At 62.0% G+C, this 19,124-nt stretch carries 8 protein-coding genes; 2 read left to right on the top strand and 6 right to left on the bottom strand.

The window, feature by feature from the left end:
- Nucleotides 1-28: 28 nt before the first annotated feature.
- Nucleotides 29-4,804, bottom strand: a complete 4,776-nt coding sequence (locus QTL96_RS30845; RefSeq protein ID WP_289730394.1) for an NAD-glutamate dehydrogenase — start codon at nt 4,802-4,804, stop codon at nt 29-31.
- A gap of 245 nt (nt 4,805-5,049) precedes the next feature.
- Here QTL96_RS30845 and pdxY point away from each other — a divergent pair, with 245 nt between their 5' ends.
- Both pdxY and QTL96_RS30835 read left to right on the top strand, forming a co-directional pair.
- Nucleotides 5,050-5,925 (top strand): pyridoxal kinase PdxY, encoded by an 876-nt coding sequence (gene pdxY, locus QTL96_RS30840; RefSeq protein WP_289730393.1) that lies wholly within the window; start codon nt 5,050-5,052, stop codon nt 5,923-5,925.
- Nucleotides 5,926-5,994: 69 nt separating this feature from the next.
- Nucleotides 5,995-6,636, top strand: coding sequence for a carbonic anhydrase (locus QTL96_RS30835; protein WP_018901094.1), 642 nt, complete (start codon nt 5,995-5,997; stop codon nt 6,634-6,636).
- A 75-nt stretch (nt 6,637-6,711) separates the two neighbouring features.
- Here the strand turns inward: QTL96_RS30835 and QTL96_RS30830 are convergent, their stop codons facing one another.
- The 5 genes from QTL96_RS30830 to QTL96_RS30810 all read right to left on the bottom strand — a co-directional run bounded on the left by QTL96_RS30830 (nt 6,712) and on the right by QTL96_RS30810 (nt 18,934).
- Nucleotides 6,712-7,536: a lytic murein transglycosylase gene (locus QTL96_RS30830; protein WP_113011936.1), complete on the bottom strand. Its 825-nt coding sequence runs from the start codon at nt 7,534-7,536 to the stop codon at nt 6,712-6,714.
- 173 nt (nt 7,537-7,709) lie between these two features.
- A complete protein-coding gene (locus QTL96_RS30825) occupies nt 7,710-8,744 on the bottom strand; it encodes an aspartate-semialdehyde dehydrogenase (protein WP_026283462.1) in 1,035 nt (344 codons plus the stop codon).
- Between the two features lie 111 nt (nt 8,745-8,855).
- On the bottom strand, nt 8,856-9,056 hold the full coding sequence (locus tag QTL96_RS30820; protein WP_289730458.1) for a hypothetical protein: 201 nt from the start codon (nt 9,054-9,056) through the stop codon (nt 8,856-8,858).
- Nucleotides 9,057-9,080: 24 nt separating this feature from the next.
- Entirely contained in the window at nt 9,081-10,316 is a 1,236-nt protein-coding gene (gene opgC, locus QTL96_RS30815) for an OpgC domain-containing protein (protein WP_354669162.1), read from the bottom strand.
- 98 nt (nt 10,317-10,414) lie between these two features.
- Nucleotides 10,415-18,934, bottom strand: a complete 8,520-nt coding sequence (locus QTL96_RS30810; protein ID WP_289730392.1) for a glucoamylase family protein — start codon at nt 18,932-18,934, stop codon at nt 10,415-10,417.
- Nucleotides 18,935-19,124: the final 190 nt, after the last annotated feature.

The raw sequence follows: 19,124 nt of genomic DNA, 5'->3' as shown, positions 1-19,124 counted from the left end.
CCTGCTCCTGATTTGGGAGCGGACTGTCTCACCTCGTCCCGTCTCTGGCAAGATCGGTCAGCAGGCCAGCGGCGACGGTGATGCGGGCGAGATTAGGATCGCCACCCTCGCTGAGACCCGCCAGTTCCTCGGCGATGCGGTTGATCCTGATCCGGTCGCTCGCATGCCATGCCTGCACCGGCAGCTTTTCCTTGCCGTTGTTTGAGAGCGCGGAGCTCACGATATCGCGGCGCGCGGTCGCGATCTGGTCGAGGCTTCGCGCCAGCGCCAGGTTTTCGTAGTGATCCGAAGTGGTGATACGGCTGCCGGCTGCCAGCAGCCGGCCGATCCGGAAGGTCTGGCTGACCGCGAAATAGCTCTCGGCGGCGCGGATCAGCGGCTCGCCCGTGCGTTCCGCGATCTGCATGATCTCAGGCACGAGCGCGAAGCCGATCAGATGCGCGATCTCGGCCGAAAGCTTGTCCGGCACGCCGGCGGCCTGATACTCGGTCTGGCGCGCCTCGAGTTCGGGAACGACCTGATTGGCGAAGACCGGCTGCAGCTTCTTGAAGGCCGCGCGAAGCCTGTCGATGGTCTCGGCGATGTCACCCTTGGCCATCTGCATCTTCAACAGCAGACGCGTCAGGACGGTGAAGATATGGCTGATTTCCTCGTAGATGCGGTTCTGCATCTGACCGGAAATCCGGCCGTCGAGCGCATCCGTCTCGCTCCAAAGCCGGCTCAGATCGAAGCCGTCGCGGGCGATGATGGCGGCGCGCACCACTTCGGGTGCCGAAGCGGCTGTCGCGTCCATCATGCTGACGGCAAAGCTCGGGCCGCCGCGGTTGATCGCCTCGTTGGCCAGCACGGTCGCCACGATCTCGCGCTTCAGGCGGTGGTTGGCGATATCCGAAGCGTTGGACTTGCGCATCTTGGCCGGGAAGTATTGCGAGAGCGTCGCTTCGAAGTAAGGATCATCCGGCAGATCGCTTGCCGCGATCGCGTCGAAGAGAACGATCTTGGCGTAGGACAAGAGGACGCCGATCTCAGGCCGCGTAAGGGGTCTGTTGGCGGCGTAGCGTTCGGCCATGGTGGTGTCGTCGGGGAGCGTCTCGACCTTGCGGTTAAGCTGCTTGGCGGTCTCCAGCACACCCATGAAGCGGGTGAGCTCGAGGCCGTTCCCGGTGCCCTTGCGCTCGGTCAGTGAGATGGCGAGCGACTGCAGGTAGTTGTTGCGCAGCACCAGTTTGCTGACTTCATCGGTCATCGAGGACAGCAGCTGGTCACGCTTCTGCCGCGTCAGCCGGTCGTCGTGCATGGCGGCTGCGAGCGCGATCTTGATGTTCACTTCGACGTCCGAGGTGTTGACGCCGGCCGAGTTGTCGATCGCATCGGAATTGCAGCGCCCGCCCTTCAGGCCATAGGCGATGCGGCCGCGCTGGGTGACGCCGAGGTTCGCGCCCTCGCCGATCACCTTGGCGCGCACCTCGTCGGCGCTGATGCGGATGGGGTCGTTTGCGCGGTCGCCGACGTCGGTATCGGTTTCGGCTGTCGCCTTCACATAGGTGCCGATGCCGCCGAACCATAGCAGGTCGACAGGGCTTTTCAGGATCGCGGTCATGACTTCAAACGGCGTCGCGACCGTCTTGTCCATGCCGATCGCGGCGGCGGCCTGCGCGGTGAGCGTCACCGATTTCGCCGAGCGCGAGATGATCATGCCGCCCTTCGAGAGCAGGTTCTTGTCGAAATCCTGCCAGCTCGAGCGCGGCAGATTGAACAGCCGCTGACGCTCCGCCAAGGTCTTGGCCATGTCAGGATCGGGATCGATGAAGATGTCGCGGTGGTCGAAGGCTGCCAAGAGCCGGATCTTCGGCGAGAGCAGCATGCCGTTGCCGAAGACGTCGCCCGACATGTCGCCAACGCCGGCGACGGTGAACGGCGTCGTCTGGATGTCGATGTCCATCTCGCGGAAATGGCGCTTCACCGTTTCCCAGGCGCCGCGCGCGGTGATGCCCATCTTCTTGTGATCGTAGCCGGCGGAGCCACCCGATGCGAAAGCATCGTCGAGCCAGAAGCCGGCTTCCTGCGCCAGCGCATTCGCGGTATCGGAGAAAGTTGCCGTGCCCTTGTCGGCGGCGACGACGAAATACGGATCGTCGCCATCGAGCCGTACCGTGTTTTCAGGCGGGATGATTTCGGTGCCGGAAATGTTGTCGGTGATCGAGAGCAGCGTGCGGATGTAGGTCTTGTAGGCTTCACGCCCGGCATTGAAGATCTCGTCGCGATTGCCGCCGACAGGGAGCTTCTTCGGATAGAAGCCGCCCTTGGCGCCGACAGGCACGATCACGGCGTTCTTAACCTGCTGCGCCTTTACGAGGCCGAGCACCTCGGTGCGATAATCCTCGGCGCGATCCGACCAGCGGAGGCCGCCGCGCGCTACCCGGCCGAAGCGCAGGTGAACGCCCTCGACCTCGACGCCGTAGACGAACATCTCGCGGAACGGCTTCGGCGCCGGCAGGCCGTCGATCAGATGCGGATCGAGCTTGAAGGCCAGCATCGCCTTTGCGGAACCATCGGGATTGCGCTGGAAGTAGTTGGTGCGCAGCGTCGAGTCGACCACGTTGACATAGCGGCGCAGGATACGGTCGTCATCAAGGCTTGGAACGTCCGACAGCGCGGTCTCGATCTTGGCGTGAAGATCGGTCGCCTTTTTGATCCTGTTCTTCTCGGTCAGCTTCGGGTCCAGGCCGTCGTGGAATAGGCGGAAGATGAGCGAGGAGATAGCCGGGTATTTATCCAGCGTCGTTGCGATGTAATCCTGCGAATAGGCGATGCCGGCCTGACGGAGATAGCGCGAGTAGGCGCGCAAGACGCTTGTCTCGCGGGCCGACAGGCCTGCCGAGATGATCAGGCGATTGAAGTTGTCGTTGTCGATGACGCCGGCAAAGGCGAACAGGAAGGCTTCTTCCAGCGCGGCTCCATGCTGCTGCAGATCGATCTCGGCGCCGCTTTGGGCCTCAAGTTCCATGTCATGCAGCACCACCAGCTTCTCGCTGCCGTCGGCCAGCGTCACGTTGATGTCGAAGGTGCCTTCGCTGATTACGCTGAAACCGAGGTTCTCGAGGAGCGGAACGCGGCGGGAGAGCGCGAGCTGGCCATTGAAGTGGAAGATCTTCAGGCAGAGCAGCGACACGCCATCCTTGATGCGCGTGTAGAATTCGATGCGGATCTGCTCGCCCGTGGCGCAGGCGACGATGTCGGCGAAGTCGGCGAAGGTTTCTTCCGGCGGGAAGAGATCCTGGTAGGCGTTGCTGACCTTGATCTTTGGCGCCTTCGGACCGGCAAGCATTTCGAAGCGGTCGTCCCAGCGGGCCGTGATGGCGCGGATCGCTTCTTCGAGCTTTGCCTGAGGAATGCGCGGGGTCTTTCCGCCGGAGCGTCCGATGATGAAATGGACGCGCGCGACGCCGCCTTCGGGGAAAGCCGGGTAATAGGCCGAGACGCGGCCATCATAGATGGTCTTGAGGTAGGTGCCGATCTTCTCGCGGACGATTGAATCATATTCCTCGCGCGGCACGTAGACGATGACGGAGACGAAACGATCGAAGTGATCGATGCGCGGCAACACCCGCACGCGCGGTCGGTCTGTGAGATCGTTGATCTGTTCGGCGAAGGTGGCGAGCAGGGCGGTGTCGATCTGGAAGAGATCGTCTCGCGGGTAGGATTCCAGCGTGTTGTCGAGCATGCGGCCGGAATGGCTCATCGGATCGAAGCCGAAATGCTCCTTCACCTTCTCGACCTTCGAGCGTAGCAGCGGGATATCAGTTGCGAGCGACGTATAGGCTGTCGAGGTGAAGAGGCCGACGATGCGCAGTTCGCCGGTGACATTGCCGTTCTCGTCGAAGCGTTTCACGCCGACATAATCCATATAGGCGCGGCGGTGGACGACGGATTTGACGTTCGCCTTCGTGACGATCAAGAACTCTGGGCCATCAAGGAAGGCGAGGATTTCAGGCGTCGTGGTGACGGCGTCGCGGCCGGTCCGGAGCACCAGGACATCGGGATTTGAGAGGATGCCCAGCCCCGTGCCCTTGTCACGCTCGACCTTCGCATCCGAGCCTTTGCCGGAATAGACATATTCGCGCATGCCCAGAAGGGTGAAATTGGCGTCGCGCAGCCATGTCAGGAAAGCGACGGCTTCGTCGCGATCTGCCTTGCGGCGGCCGACATTGCGCGACGACAGTTCATCGATGGCGGTGCCGAGCTTGTCCAGCATCGGTTTCCAATCGGAAACCGACAGGCGCACCTGTTCGAGGACGATTTCGATCCGCTCGATCAGATCAGCGGACTGCGCCGGGGTGAGCGGGGCGAGGTGCAGCTGGATGTGGCTGACGCGGTTTGCCGGCTCGCCCGGCATATCCGGCGAATAGAGTTCCGGCGGATGACCGGGCTGCATGACGAGAATGGGATGAACCGCCATGAAGAGATCGCGGTAGCTGCTCGTCACCTCACCCATGACCGATTCGTAGAGGAACGGCATGTTGTGATCGGTCACCGACAGGACCGAAACCGCCACGCCATCCGGCTCGACATTGTCGAGCGAGGTGACGGTGACGTGCGGCGCGTTGCCTGTCCAGGCGGCAAGCTCGGCTGCGCAGTGGACGGCGGAAATCGCCAGCATTTCAGGCGTGTAGGATTCAAGATCGTCGCCGCTGGCGCGTCCGAAGAGGATATCCGGCGCGAGATAGTGCTCGCCCATCGCCGTCGCGATCTTGTTCGCGCTCTCGATCTGCTTTTCCCGTCTCGGATTGTTTCGAGCAGCCATTGACTGTGTCCCCCATTTTCTCGATTGCGCGCAGGTTAGCAGAAGGTTTGACAGAAAAATTGCTAAAATAGGGACGTCGATCGCAGTTTTCGTGCGAATTTAGCCGGCATGTCGTCAATTCTGTAAAAAATGATCCGAATGTGATTTTCGTCGCCAGAACTTTGATCACGTCCGAATGAAGAGTTGTTGACAGTCGCGCAGCAAAAAGACGATCAACTGAGGATCGGAACCCGGATCGGATAAACATGTCGCAGAATGCAGCAGGCACGGTCATCGTCATATCGAGCCACGTCGTTCGTGGATCGGTCGGCAATCGGGCGGCGGTTTTCGCGCTCGAGACGCTCGGCCACCAAGTATGGGCGCTGCCGACCATCGTTCTGCCCTGGCATCCAGGCCACGGCCGTTCGACGCGGCTGACCTTCGCGGAGGCCGATTTTGATGCGGCGATCGACGATCTCATTCGCGCGCCCTGGATCGGCGAGGTCAAGGCGGTGCTTTCGGGCTATTTCGGCAATGCCGCGCAGGCCCGCTCCGTCGGCCGGTTGATCACTGCGCTCAGGGAGCAAAATCCCGATCTGTTCTACGTTTGCGATCCCGTGATGGGCGATCTCGGCGGGCTTTATGTTCCCGAGGCGACGGCCGAGGCGATCCGGGACCATCTGATCCCGCTGGCATCACTGGCTACCCCAAATCGCTACGAACTCGCCTGGCTTTCCGGCGCGCCGCTGGAGAGCAACACCGAGATCATGGAGGCGGCACTCGCCCTTGGGCCTGCACGCATGCTGGTCACCTCGGCGGTGCCGATGATGGCTGGTGGAACGGGCAACCTCTATCTCTCAGGCCGCCACGCGCTGTTTGCCGAGCACCGGCTGATCGACAATCCGCCAAACGGGTTGGGCGATCTTCTCGCCGCGCTTTTCCTGTCGCGGCTCCAGTCCGGCATGGAAGATGAGAAGGCGCTGCAGTTGGCGACGGCAAGCGTCTACGAGGTGCTGGCCCGGGCGGTGAAGCGCGGCAGCGATGAGTTGACGCTCGCAAACGACGCCTCCAGCCTGTCGACGCCAATGGCAATGGTGCAGATGCGGCATCTGCTGCACCCGGCGCAGCGGCGAAAGAGCTAGCGGCCGCGCCGTTAACGCATTTGGCGCTGCGATATTGATCTTGCATCGTTCACGCTGTAATCGAAGATCATGCAGCGTTTTCCAGATACACTTCTCGACGGCTATCGCAACTTCATGAGCGGGCGTTATGCCGACGCTCGTGACCGGTACAGGACGTTGGCGGAGCACGGGCAGAGCCCGAGCACGCTGGTCATTGCCTGTTCGGACTCGCGCGCGGCGCCGGAGCTCATCTTCGATTCCGGACCCGGCGAGCTCTTCGTCGTCCGCAACGTCGCCAACATGGTGCCGCCCTACGAGCCTGACAGCAATTTCCATGCGACCTCGGCGGCACTCGAGTTCGCGGTTCTGGCTCTGAAGGTTACCGATATCGTCGTCATGGGGCACGGTCGCTGCGGTGGTATCCGCGCGGCGCTCGATCCCGATGCCGAACCTTTGTCGCCTGGCGATTTCATTGGACGCTGGATGTCGCTGGTGCGGCCGGCGGCCGAGCAGATCCAGAGCAATGACGTGATGACCCCTGGCGAACGCCAGACCGCGCTGGAGCGTGTGTCGATCCGCAACTCGATCGACAATCTCAGAACATTTCCGGAGATCAAGGCGCGCGAAGAGGCAGGTGACATCCAGCTGCATGGCGCCTGGTTCGATATTTCGACCGGCGAATTGTGGGTCATGGACGCAGAGACGCGCGACTTCATTCGTCCTGACGTCTGACACTAAAATCCGAGACAAGCAAAAAGGCGCTGCGGTTTCCCGCGGCGCCTTTTCCATTTCATCATCAGGTGTGGATCAGTTCGCGTCGATCTGCTGGCCGATATAGGCGATTGCCTGCTGGTAGACCGTTGCGGCGTTCCAGCCGGAGATGGCTGCGAAGTTCGGCTCGCCCGGCTGATAGCCGGCGCCCGGACGCCAGCCGTGGCCCTTCAGGAAGTTCGCGGTCGAGGCCAGAGCGTCGGCGCGTGAGCCGACCATGTCGACCCGGCCGTCACCATCGCCATCTGCACCGTAGAGCACGACGTTGCGCGGGAGAAACTGTGTCTGACCGATTTCGCCGTGGGCGGCGCCGCGCGCCTGCGGGCTGAGGAAGCCTTCGCCGACGAGTTGAAGCGCTGCGTAGAGCTGGTCAGTGAAATAGGCGGTGCGGCGGCAGTCGAAGGCGAGCGTGGAGACCGCAGACATGGTGTGCTGGGTGCCCATGTAGCTGCCGAAGCCGGTTTCCATGCCCCAGATCGCGATCAGGGGGCCGGCCGGAACACCGTACTTGCGTTCGATGTTGGCAAAGAGCGCTGCGTTGGCGCGCTTCATGCCCTTGCCGCGCGAGATGATGGCCTGGCCACCGCGCTTCTGCATGAAGGCATCAAACGAGAGCTTGAAGCTCTTCTGGCCACGGTCGGCGGAGATGGTCGGTCTGTTGTAGACGACGTTGGCGAAGGCCTTGTCGAGAACGGAACGGCTGACGCCGTTGGCCGCGGCTTCCTGCTTGAAGGCAACCACCCACTGGTCGAAGCCCGCGCTGGTGTTGCTGCACTGTGGTGCCGCTTCAGCCGTTGCCGGAAGTGCCTGGAACATGGCGAACACTGCCGCCGCTGCCAGCAAAAGTCTTGTCTTGCGCATCGAATACCCCGATCCCAATCAGCCTAGCCTTCAGCCGGGCTGCAGCCCGCTATCGGCGATATTGTCCCGACCATCCTTTGATTAAGCGCGGGGAAGCCTTTCGGCACCCCGCGCCTTTGAGAATAAGCCTTAACTTAAGTAACGGGCTTAACAAGACATGGTTAAGAAAATATTCAAGCAGCCTGCTTGCGCGGCTTCACAAGTCCGCGATTGACGAGCAGTTCGGCGATCTGGATCGCGTTCAGTGCTGCGCCCTTGCGCAGGTTGTCGGAAACCACCCACATGTTGAGGCCGTTCTCGACGGTCGCGTCCTCGCGGATGCGCGAGATGAAGGTCGCGTCTTCACCCGCGGATTCGTAAGGCGTGATGTAGCCACCGTTCTCGTGCTTGTCGATCACTTGGCAACCCGGTGCGTCGCGCAGGATATCGCGAGCCTGATCGGCAGTGATTTCCTTCTCGAATTCGATGTTGACCGATTCCGAGTGGCCGATGAAGACGGGAACGCGCACGGCCGTGCAGGTCACCTTGATCTTCGGGTCGAGCATCTTCTTGGTTTCGGCCAGGACCTTCCACTCTTCCTTCGTGTAGCCGTCTTCCATGAAGCTATCGATGTGCGGAATGACGTTGAAGGCGATGCGCTTGGTGAACTTCTTGTTCTCGATCGGATCGGCGACGAAGACCGCGCGCGTCTGATTGAAGAGTTCGTCCATGCCGTCCTTGCCGGCGCCGGAAACGGACTGGTAGGTCGAGACGACGACGCGCTTGATGGTGGCGGCTTCGTGAAGCGGCTTCAGGGCCACGACGAGCTGGGCGGTCGAGCAATTCGGGTTGGCGATGATGTTGCGCTTGGTGAACTGCTCGATGGCGTCAGGGTTCACTTCCGGCACGATCAGCGGAACGTCCTGGTCGTAGCGCCATGCAGAGGAGTTGTCGATGACGACGCAGCCCTGCGCGCCGATCTTCGGCGACCACTTCTTCGATACGTCGCCGCCAGCAGACATCAGGCAGATATCGGTGTCGGAGAAATCGTAGTTTTCGAGGTTCATGACCTTCAGCGTCTTGTCGCCGTAGGACACTTCAAGACCCTGCGAGCGCGCGGAGGCGAGCGCTACGACTTCGTCAGCGGGAAAACCGCGTTCGGAAAGGATGTTGAGCATCTCCCGGCCGACATTTCCGGTGGCTCCCGCAACTGCAACTTTAAAACCCATTTTCAAGCTCTCTTTCTCATCTCTCCTCTTGTTCGGTGAGGGGGAAAGCGCGCAACGATTGCGGCTTTCTGTCCCCAGCCGAGCCGGGGAGAGAGCGGCAGGCCAGAGACGTCAGACGGTTTTCGTCGTCGTTTTGGCCTTGGTTTTGGAAGAAACCGGAAAAATCATAACCATCCCGGCAACTCGTGCCCGGTCACTGCGTGCAGCAATGGCGTGTTCTTGGCGAACCATGGATATTCCTTTTCCACCGCTGCTCTTAAAAGGTTTTCCACAGGAGTCAAGGTTTTTGCGAACGGCCGCGCCCGTGTTGATAGCGCGGACGCGGCCCTTACGATGTCACTTCCGATTGATGCCACGGCCGTTATCGGCGCGCACGGAGACTGTTTGGAGTGCCCGGCCCTGGGGCGCCTTCAGCTTGGCGGAAGCGGCGCGACCCAGCTTTCTCTTGCGCTCCAGATGGTAGGCGTAGACGAACTGGATCACGATTCCGAGAACCACGAAGATCGGGCCGACGATCTTATCGCCATTGTTGATGTAGAGCAGCACCTGACCGACCATCGCCAGGATCGTGCCGGCGACGAAGATGTTGAGCGAATGGCGGCCGAAGATCACCAGCGGGTTGTCCTCGGGACGACGCAGCAGGTCGGAGAGCGCGCCGATGTTGAGCACCAAGTAGGTGAGCGCCAGAACGTGCAGCAGGCGTGGCAGCGACAGGAAGGTCTTGTCGAAGCCGGTGATGACTGGCGGCAGGCCGAGCGAGGCCAGCGCATTGCCGATGCCCCAGAGCTGGCCGACGACCCATACGAAGGACAAGGCGACATAACCGGCGGCCAGAGCCATCAGCAGAGGATGCTGGGGCAGCTTGCCGCCACGGCGCACATGCATCATGCCGACGATGCCGATCGTGAACAGGAACTGCCAGGAGAGCGGATTGAGGAACCAGTAGCCCTCAATCAGGGTGTTGTGAGGGGCGATCTCATATATCCCCGACAGCAGCCAGACCGAACCGGAGACGGCCAAGGCCAGCAGCGGGTTTTTCGCTTCAAGCAACAGGATGATTGGGACCATCAGCATCAGCGCGCCATACATCGGCAGAATATTGTTGTAGCCGATCTGATGGCCGAGCAGCATCAGCGCCGGAATCCCGGCCTGCGGGTTCGTGAGAACCGCAAGAATGTTGATTTCGCAAAGAAGGCCCGCGCGATGGAACAGCCATGCACCCGCGATGAAAAGCGCGAGCGTCATGAATGTCGTGATCATATGGGCGAGATAGAGCGTGAAGGCGCGCTTCGTCGATTTCTTGGCCGTTTCGAACCAGGCGGCGACCTTGAAGCGCGAGCCATAGGCAATGCCCACGGCGATGCCCGAGATCAGCACGAATGCTTCGGCGGCATCAGAGAAGCCGTAATTCTTGGTGGTCAGATGCTCGAAGATCTGGCCGGGCACGTGGTTGATAAAGATCGTGACCAGCGCGAGACCGCGCAGAACGTCCAGCCGCGTGTCTCGTTTGGATGGCGCCGCAGTCACAATTCTGCGTTCTGCACCGAACGTGTTTTCGGGCGTCGATACCATTGACCTCTCCATGCTTCCATTTTGCAAACGCGGTTGAGGCCAAAAGGTTTCCCTCTTGGCCTCAACGAATCGCCGGATGGTTTGCATGAAAAGTGCGGTTATCCGACCGGATATCCCTCTTCGGGATCGGTGACTTGACGTCCGTTGATGGTCAAATCGTAGCCCCTTGGATGGGACGATTTTGAGACCAAAATGAGGTATTTAGCTCCTGCGTGTTCGATTTCCGCGGAGAAGCCTTCCCACGTTGTCGGCAGCGACGGCTTCACATGGATACGGCCGTTCTTGAGCCGGATTCCAAGAATGCCCTCGACTGCCGCGCGGTAGAGCCAACCGGCGGAACCGGTGTACCAAGTCCAGCCGCCACGACCCGTCAATGCGCCGTCGCCATAGACGTCGGCGGCGATGACATAGGGTTCCACGCGGTAGTGCTCGGCGGAGGCTGGGTCCTTGGCGTGGCTGATCGGGTTCAGGAGGTCGAAGCAACGCAGCGCGTCGTCACCGCGATTGAGCTCGGCCAGCGCCATGACGACCCAGGTGGCCGCATGGGTGTACTGGCCACCGTTTTCGCGAACGCCGGGCGGATAAGCCTTGATGTAGCCGGGATCCTTGGCCGAGTTGGCGAAGGGCGGCGTGAACAGGCGGATGATGCGCGCGTCCATGTCGACAAGCTTGGCGAGGACCGAATCCATGGCCTTTGCGGCATGGGCGGGATCGCCCTCCCCTGACAGAACGCTCCAGGACTGCGCGATCGAATCGATCTGGCATTCCAGGCTTTCCTTCGATCCGAGCAGGCTGCCGTCGTCGAAAGTGCCTCGGCGGTAGTGTGCGCCGTCCCAGGCAGCGGTTTCGAGCGCTGCCTTCAGTTCGGTCAGGTGCTTGCTCCAGCGTTCCACGCGGGCGGTGTCGCCACGCGCCTCAGCGAAGGCGCTGAAGGAGCGCAGCGCGCCGGCGAGGAACCAGCCGAGCCATACGCTCGTGCCCTTGCCGCCGATACCGACGCGGTTCATGCCGTCGTTCCAGTCGCCGCCGAGGAAGAGCGGCAGGCCGTTCGCTCCCTTGCGGGCGATGGCGAGATCGAGCGCGATGGCGGCATGCTCGTAGACGCTCACCTTGTCCTCGGATTTTTCCGGGCGGTAGAACGAATCGTGCTGTCCCTGGAGAAGGGCTGGGCCCTCGATGAAGGCTAGCTCGTCGTCGAGAACGCTCTTGTCACCAGTCACCGTGCAATAGTGATGGATGGCATAGGCCAGCCAGACCACGTCGTCGGAGATCAGCGTGCGAACGCCGGCACCCGTTCCCGGCAACCACCAATGCTGGACATCACCCTCGCGGAACTGGCGCGAGGCGGCGTTGACGATCTGCTTGCGGGCGATCGACGGCTCATGCAGCACGAAAGCCAACGTATCCTGCAGCTGGTCGCGGAAGCCGAAGGCGCCGCTCGCCTGATAGAAGGCCGTGCGTGCCATGATGCGGCAGCCGAGGCTCTGGTAGGGGAGCCAGGTGTTGATCAGGGTGTTCATGCCCTGGTCTGGGGTCGAGATCTGCAGCTTGCCGGTGAAGGCTTGCCAGAAATCCCGATTTGCCTGAACCGCGCCGTCGAAGGACGACTTGCGGATATCGGCGATCAGCGCGCGGGCCTCCTCCTTCGTCGCGGTATCGCCGAGATAAAGGATGACATCCCGCTCCTCGCCGACGGCGAGGTCGACGTCGATTGCGAGAGCCGCTGCCGGATCACCATCCAGATCGATGTTGCTCGACAGAATTGTAGCCGGATTCAAGGCTGCAGGAGCCTTGATGGTGCCCGCCTTGCCGATGAACTCGCGGCGGCTTGCCGTGTAGCCCGACAGCGTCTCGCTGGCGGCAAAGAAGGCCACGCGCGAGGAGTAGTCGATGCTGTAGTTGTTGCTCGCAAACAGGGCACCGGTCTCGGCGTCGTGCTCGGAGAGGATGAACGGCGCCGTCTTCTGCGGATTGTTGCCGAGTACCCACTCGACGTAACTGTAGAGACGCAGCTTGCGCTGGCTGCTGCCGTTGTTGCGCAGGCGCAACCGCTGCAGCTTCACCGGCCGTTCGCGATCCACGGTCTGCGTCAGTTCCAGAGAAACGTCGTTCTGGACGCTGGAGAAGACCGAGTAGCCGAGGCCATGGCGGGCTTCGAACTGGATGTCCTGGCGGTCGGACAGGGCGGCAAACGGCGTCATCACGGTTCCGCTGTCGCGATCCATCACATAGATCGCTTCGCCCGGCCGGTTGATGACAGCATCGTTGGTCCAAGGGGTCAGCTGGTAGTCACGCGAATTGGTGCTCCACGTGAAACCGGCGCCTTCGGCCGCGACGTGGAAACCGAACTTCTCGTTCGAGATCACGTTGATCCACGGCTGCGGGGTGGCGTGGCCACCCGGGATGCGGACGACATATTCGCGTCCGTCGCCGGAGAAGCCACCGATGCCGTTCCAGAAGTTCAGATCGCCATGCTCTTCGACAACCCGTGCCGGAACCTGCGCCTTGGCGACCGGTGCCGTGCGCTTGGCACGTGATTTCGTGGCGTTGACCTTCTCGAGTTCCTGCTGCTCTTCCTTGGTCGGCGCAAACAGCGCCACGGCACGATTGATCTGATCGATGATCTTGCCGTTCTTGGCATGGAAGGTGACGCGGGATGCCGAGATCAGCGCATGATAGGTCGATTCTTCCATCAGATCCTTGCGGACCGTGAAGATGTGCTGGCGCAGGCCGTCTGCCTGGCCGAGACGACGGACGTTTTCGGCCATCTGGTCGACGGCGTGTTGCATGTCCTGTGCGTAGGAGGATGCACGCTCGTTCATGATCACGAGATCGGCGGTGACGCCGCGCGAGCGCAGGTATTCCTGTGCCAGCAGGGCCTCTCTGGCGATATCCAGATCCATGTCGTCGTTGATGCGCAGGGTGAAGATCGGGAAATCGCCCGAAATCGCCAGTGGCCACAGCGAGGATTGCGACTGCATACCCGCCTGAACCGCTGCCGTATCCGCACGTAGATACATGTCGGGGTAGACGAGGTGGCGGCCGAGATGCTGGAAGGCGGATGCCTGCTGCGAGGTGACGCCGACATGGCGCATCTGCACCTGCGTGCGCGTCCAGGCCTGGACGAGCTCGTGGTTGAAGGCATCGGCGTGGCGATAGCGATCGACCGCCTGGTCCACCTCGTTGCGTGATGGCGCCGCGATGGTCCAGAAAATGACGCTGACCTTCTTGCCGGCAGGAACACGGACCGTGCGGCGCAGCGACAGTACCGGATCGAGCGTGAAACCGTCGGTGCCCGAGAGCGTGGCGCCTTGGTCGAAGGCGGCAGCGTTTGCAAGGCTGCGGCCGCGTCCGAGGAACTTGCGGCGGTCGGTTTCGAATTCGGTGTGGCGCGTCGCGCCGGCGTTATCGACGATCAGATGCGCGACCGCGATATTCGGCTCGTTGCCGTCGCGCTTGTTGCGCTCGACGCGGATGACGTCGCCGCGCTTGCCGATCTCCGTCTTCACGAACATGCGGGCGAAGGCCGGATGCGCGTTGTCGGTGTCGTCGTTGGTCAAGACCGGCTCGAGATAGGAGGTCACTTCGATGAAGCGATCTTCCGTGCCGGTGTTGAGCAGCGTCAGGCGGCGGCCTTCGGCATCGTGCTCGGTGGCGACGATGACCTCGACTTCGCTGATGAGCTCGCCGACGGTCTTGGTGAACTCCGCCTTTTCATCGGCGAAGAGAACCTTGACCTGCTCGCCTTCGATGCTTTTCGGTTCCGCCGTCGCCGACCACCATTCGTTGGTAGCGGTGTCGCGCAGGAAGATGAAGGTGCCCCAGCGATCCTCGGTCGGATCGGGCTTCCAGCGGGATACGGATTGGCCGTTCCAGCGCGAATAGCCGGCGCCGGTGGCGGTCAGCATCATCGAGTAGTGGCCGTTGGAGAGGAAGACAAGTTCGCGGTCGCGTGCGGCCGGATCGTAGATCTTGCGGATCTCCGGGCGCAACAGGTCGTCCTGGATGCTGGCCGGGGTGTCGGACTCGTGCTTGCCGCTCATGACGGGAATGTCGCGCGGCGCCTTTTCCTGCAGCATCAGCTCTGCCGCTTCGATGACGGGATCGGAGTGGAAGAGTTCGCGCAGGTGACCGTTGAAGGCAACGTTGGCGACGGCCGCGATCGACATGCCATGGTGGTGGGCATAGTAGTTGTAAACGACAGCACAGGTCTTGCCCTCGGGCACGCGGGTCGGCGTGAAGTCCACGGCGTCGTGGAAGCCGTATTTGCCGAGCGCGCCGAGCTTGCGCAGGCGTTCGAGGTTCTCGATAGCCGCCGGCGGATTGTACTGGCTGGCGAGGATCGAGGCGTAAGGGGCGATGACGGCGTTGTGGCCGAGACCGCGCTTCAGGCCGAGCGTCGGTACGCCGAAGTTCGTGTACTGGTAGTTGAGGTTATGGTCGCGGGCGTTGAAGGCCGCTTCCGAGATGCCCCACGGAATGCCCAGCTTGCGGGCGTAATTCATCTGCTCGACCACGACCAGATTGTTGGTCTGGTTGAGGATACCGCCGCCACGCTCCTGCATGACGAGAGGCGGCATCAGATATTCGAACATCGAGCCGGACCAGGAGACCAACGCGCCGCGCGAGCCGACCGGCACGACCTGACGGCCGAGGCGGTACCAGTGTTCGGTCGGCAGGTCGCCCTTGGCGATGCCGAAGAGACTTGTGAGGCGGCATTCCGATGCCAGAAGGTCGTAGCAGGCCTGATCGAGCTCGCCGCTTTCGACGCGGTAACCGATCGACAGAAGACGACGCTCCGGACGGAAAAGGAAGCCGAAGTCCATCGAGAAGGCCAGATCGCGGGCCTTGTCGCGCAGCGCGATCAGGCGCGGGCGTAGAGCGTCGATATTGGCGAGGTCGAAGGTGCTGTCGGAGATATGCGCTTCGCAGACCTTGACCAGCGCCTCGGCCCACTGGGTGACCTCGGCGCTCAGCGCCGACTTCACCTCGTGATCGAGGTTGGCGGCGAGCTTCTGAATGTCGCGGGCAAGAACCGAGAGGTTGATGATGCGGATCGACGCGAATTCGTGCTCGCGCTTGACGGCGGCGAGCGCGTTCTGGAAGCCGATGATGCGTTCTTCCAGGCGGCGGCGCAGCGGACGGACGGTCTTGCGATCATCCGGCAGGTCGGCCAGCACTTCGGCCAGGATGCCCGCCGTGTCGCCGACGCCGTCGAGGCTGCCTTGCATGTGCGCGGACGGGGCTTCGGCCCAGTTGCGGCAGGCGGACGAGATCGCGATCAGGTGGCCGGCGAGGTTGCCGCTGTCGACGGCCGAGACATAACGCGGTCCAAGCGTTTCAAGTGTGTCGGTGTGGTACCAGTTGAACAGGTGGCCGCGGAATTTCTCCATCTTGTCGATGGTGGCGATCGTCTGCTCCAGGCGTTCGATGGTTTCCTCGAAGGAGAACCAGCCGAACTGGCGGCCGGAGACCACCGAGAGCAAGTAGACGCCGATGTTGGTCGGAGACGTGCGGGTCGCGACGATGACGTGCGGCGTCTCCTGAACGTTATCAGGCGGCAGGTAGTTCTGTTCGGCCGTGGTGAAGGTGTCGAAATAGCGCCAGGTGCGGCGCGCGATCTTGCGCAGATCGTTGGAGACGGATTCGGCAACTTCGAGGCGATCTTCAGTCTCGGCCGACTGGCTGACGTAATAGGCGACCAGCGGGGAGAGAATCCAGAGCGCAACGAAGGGGATGCCGACCAGATAAGCCTTGTCGCCGGAGACGACGGCGAAGGCGAGGCCGAGCACGGCCAGCACCGGTGCATGCCACATGGCCTTGTAGTAGGACCAGATCGTGCCCTGCTTACCGGCCTGGACGCTGGCTGCGGTTTTCCACTGCAGCATCAGCTTGTGGCTGACGAAGAGGCGGTAGAGCGAGCGGCCGATGGCATCCGCCATCATGCAGGCGCCGTCGGCAATGAAGACGATGCGGAGCGCCACCTGCGCATTGGCGGCGCGGATGTCGGACCAGACGGTGTAGAGGTGGGCGCGCGCGACGATATCGCTGGTGCGCGGAATGATGCCGTTGATGAGCGACAGCGTCGGAGCGACGAACAGGCAGAAGATCAGAACGATCTGCCAGATCAGGGCGCCGAGCGGATCCATGAAGTACCAGCCGAGCACGGATGCGAAGAACCAGGCGATCGGGGTCAGCGAGCGGCGCAGGTTGTCGAACATCTTCCAGCGGCCGAGCGCGGTCACGCCGTGCTTGGTGCTGAACATGTAAGGCAGCAGCTGCCAGTCGCCACGCGCCCAGCGATGCTGGCGCGACGTCTCGACCTCGTAGCGGGTCGGGAAGTCCTCGACGAGTTCGAGGTCGGTCACGAGCGCGCAACGCGCCATAGAACCTTCGAGAAGGTCGTGGCTGAGAACCGAGTTTTCCTCGATGCGTCCCTTCAGGGCCGCTTCGAAGGCATCGACGTGGTAAAGGCCCTTGCCGGTGAAGGTGCCCTCGCCCGCGAGGTCCTGATAGACGTCGGAGACGGTGAAGACATAGGGGTCCAGACCGCGGTTGATCGAGAAGACGCGCTGGAAGACCGAGGCGTCCTTGCCCGTCGTCAGAGACGGCGTCACGCGCGGCTGCAGGACGCCATAGCCGCTTTCGACGCGACCGGTTTCCGGGTTGATCACGGGGCGGTTGGTCGGGTGATAGAGCTTGCCGACGAGCTTGGTTACGGCGTCGCGCATCAGGCGCGTATCGGCGTCGAGCGTCATCACGTACTGCACGTTTTCAGGCACGATATTGGCGCCCGGCAGATAGGTCGTGTCGCGGTCGCCGCGCAGGAGCAGGTTCAGTTCGTGCAGCTTGCCGCGCTTGCGCTCCCAGCCCATCCACGCGCCTTCCGACGGATTGTAGAGGCGGCGGCGGTGCAGGAGATAGAAGCGGGTCTTGCCGTCATAGGCATAGCGCGCAGAGAGGTTGGCGACTTCGCGGCGAGCGTAGTCGAGAACTTCGAGATCGGCGGCCGTCTCCTCGACCTGGCTGTCTGGCCAGTCGCTCAGCAGAGCGAAATAGATTTCGCCGCGCGGGTTGGCGAGATAATGAACCTCAATGTTGCGGACGAGTTCATCGACGCTGTCGCGGTTCGAGATCAGGCAGGGGACGACCAGAAGCGTGCGGGCGTCCTCAGGAATGCCTTCCTTGAATTCGTAGCCGACGAGGCGCGCCGGCGTGACGAAGAAGGAGAGCACGGTGTTGAAGAGACCCGTCGCGCCTTCCGATGCCGGTAGAGAGAACATGATCAGGAGCAGGATGATGGCGATCGGCGCCATGCCGGCGCTCGCCATGAAATGGCCGACGATAACCATCGCGAGAATGGTCAGGAGCAGCACCGGAACCGCGATCGACAGCCAGTTGAACCGGCGTACTGCGCGAACGAAATGCTGCACCAGCGTCGGGCTGTAGGTCGCTCTCGCTTCCAGCTTCGGGCGCTGCGCGCCGGCCAGGAATGCGCCAACATTCGGCTCATGGGGTTGCTCGTCGGCAGATGCCTTGGCTTCATCCGTCATGTCGAGCGCGAGCTGCGCGATCTCCATTTCGGTCATGGTGGAGCGCTTGGCGAGCTTTTCGATCTGCTTGCGGTACTTGTTGCGCGAGCCGGAATCGAGAAGGCCGTAGTCCGAGTTGTCCCAGAGCAGCTTGTCGACGTGGCTGACCTGCTCGACCCAGACGGACCATTCGGTATCGTCGATCTCGCGCAGGCTGCGAATGATGTTGCCCATCGTGACGTTGCCGGACGAGAGACGGCTGTGCTCGGCCATCGTCGTCGCTTCGGTATCACGGCCCAGCGCCTCGAGGCGCTCATCCAGCCAGGTGATGGCAAGGCTTGAGGTCTGCGAGCCGTCGCGCATGCGGTAGAGGAACTGCGTCGAGAAGGTATTGTCCTCGGCAAGCGGCTCAAGCGTCTTCAGATACTCGGCTGCCTTCGCGGGATCGGTCAGGCGCACCAACTCGTCGGCGGCCTCGTTGGCGCGGCGGCGCATGCGGCGGCTGCGCTCGACGCGGATCGAGATGCGGCGCAGGTTTTCGACCAGAACATAGCGCACCAGCGAAGGCAGCGCCCAGAGCTCGCCGATCCGCAGTGTTTCATGTTCCTGGAAACCATCGACCAGTGCGGTGAGGCTTTCCTGAGAAATGGTGCTGTGCGTGTGCGCGACATAGAGCCAGGCCAGCGCCAGTGTGCGCGGGATCTTGGTGCCGTTCACATCAATCGTCGGCAGTTCGCGGTAGAAGCGCTTGGGGAAGTCGCGGCGGACTTCCTGGATTGCTTCCTCGACGATGTAGTGGTTGTCCAGAAGCCACTCGGCGGCCGGCGTAATCGTTTCGCCTGCCTCCACGTCCGCCGCCGTCGTGCGGTAGACGCGCAGGATTTCCTTCTCGTTCTCCTTATGCCGGGCGAAGAAGTCGAAGGGTGCGAAAGCGACCAGCGAGTTGACACCTGAGTTGGCTGCGGATGCACCCATCGCCCTGATGTCTTCGATCGACATATAGGTCGCGCGGATCGAGTCGTTGTGATCGATCTGCTTGGTTTCGGACTCGCGGGACGGGCTCGGAGACGTGGGGGAAATAGACATGGGTTCGGTTCTGGATCCAAACAAAGTTATGGTCGGTAGGGTTTGCCTTGTGCACTGCCAAATATGACTGCCGCATGAACAATACCGGTCTTTTGCGGCCACACTGAAAACATTGGCAGTGGCAATCGAACGGCAATGCGAATCGATTTAGATTTGATCTTGCGACCAGCCGGGCAAAGAGGTGGGTGAG

It is taken from the genome of Rhizobium sp. S163 (genome assembly GCF_030380805.1).
Taxonomy (GTDB): domain Bacteria; phylum Pseudomonadota; class Alphaproteobacteria; order Rhizobiales; family Rhizobiaceae; genus Rhizobium.
Note: the sequence above shows the minus strand (reverse complement) of the source record. Positions and strands in the feature narration are given on the sequence as shown.

Bases quoted from the DNA above. Each gene is read 5' to 3' on its own strand.
- QTL96_RS30845 (WP_289730394.1), bottom strand. From the start codon at position 4,804: ATGGCTGCTCGAAACAATCCGAGACGGGAAAAGCAGATCGAGAGCGCG.
- pdxY (WP_289730393.1), top strand. From the start codon at position 5,050: ATGTCGCAGAATGCAGCAGGCACGGTCATCGTCATATCGAGCCACGTC.
- QTL96_RS30835 (WP_018901094.1), top strand. From the start codon at position 5,995: ATGCAGCGTTTTCCAGATACACTTCTCGACGGCTATCGCAACTTCATG.
- QTL96_RS30830 (WP_113011936.1), bottom strand. From the start codon at position 7,536: ATGCGCAAGACAAGACTTTTGCTGGCAGCGGCGGCAGTGTTCGCCATG.
- QTL96_RS30825 (WP_026283462.1), bottom strand. From the start codon at position 8,744: ATGGGTTTTAAAGTTGCAGTTGCGGGAGCCACCGGAAATGTCGGCCGG.
- opgC (WP_354669162.1), bottom strand. From the start codon at position 10,316: ATGGTATCGACGCCCGAAAACACGTTCGGTGCAGAACGCAGAATTGTG.
- QTL96_RS30810 (WP_289730392.1), bottom strand. From the start codon at position 18,934: ATGTCTATTTCCCCCACGTCTCCGAGCCCGTCCCGCGAGTCCGAAACC.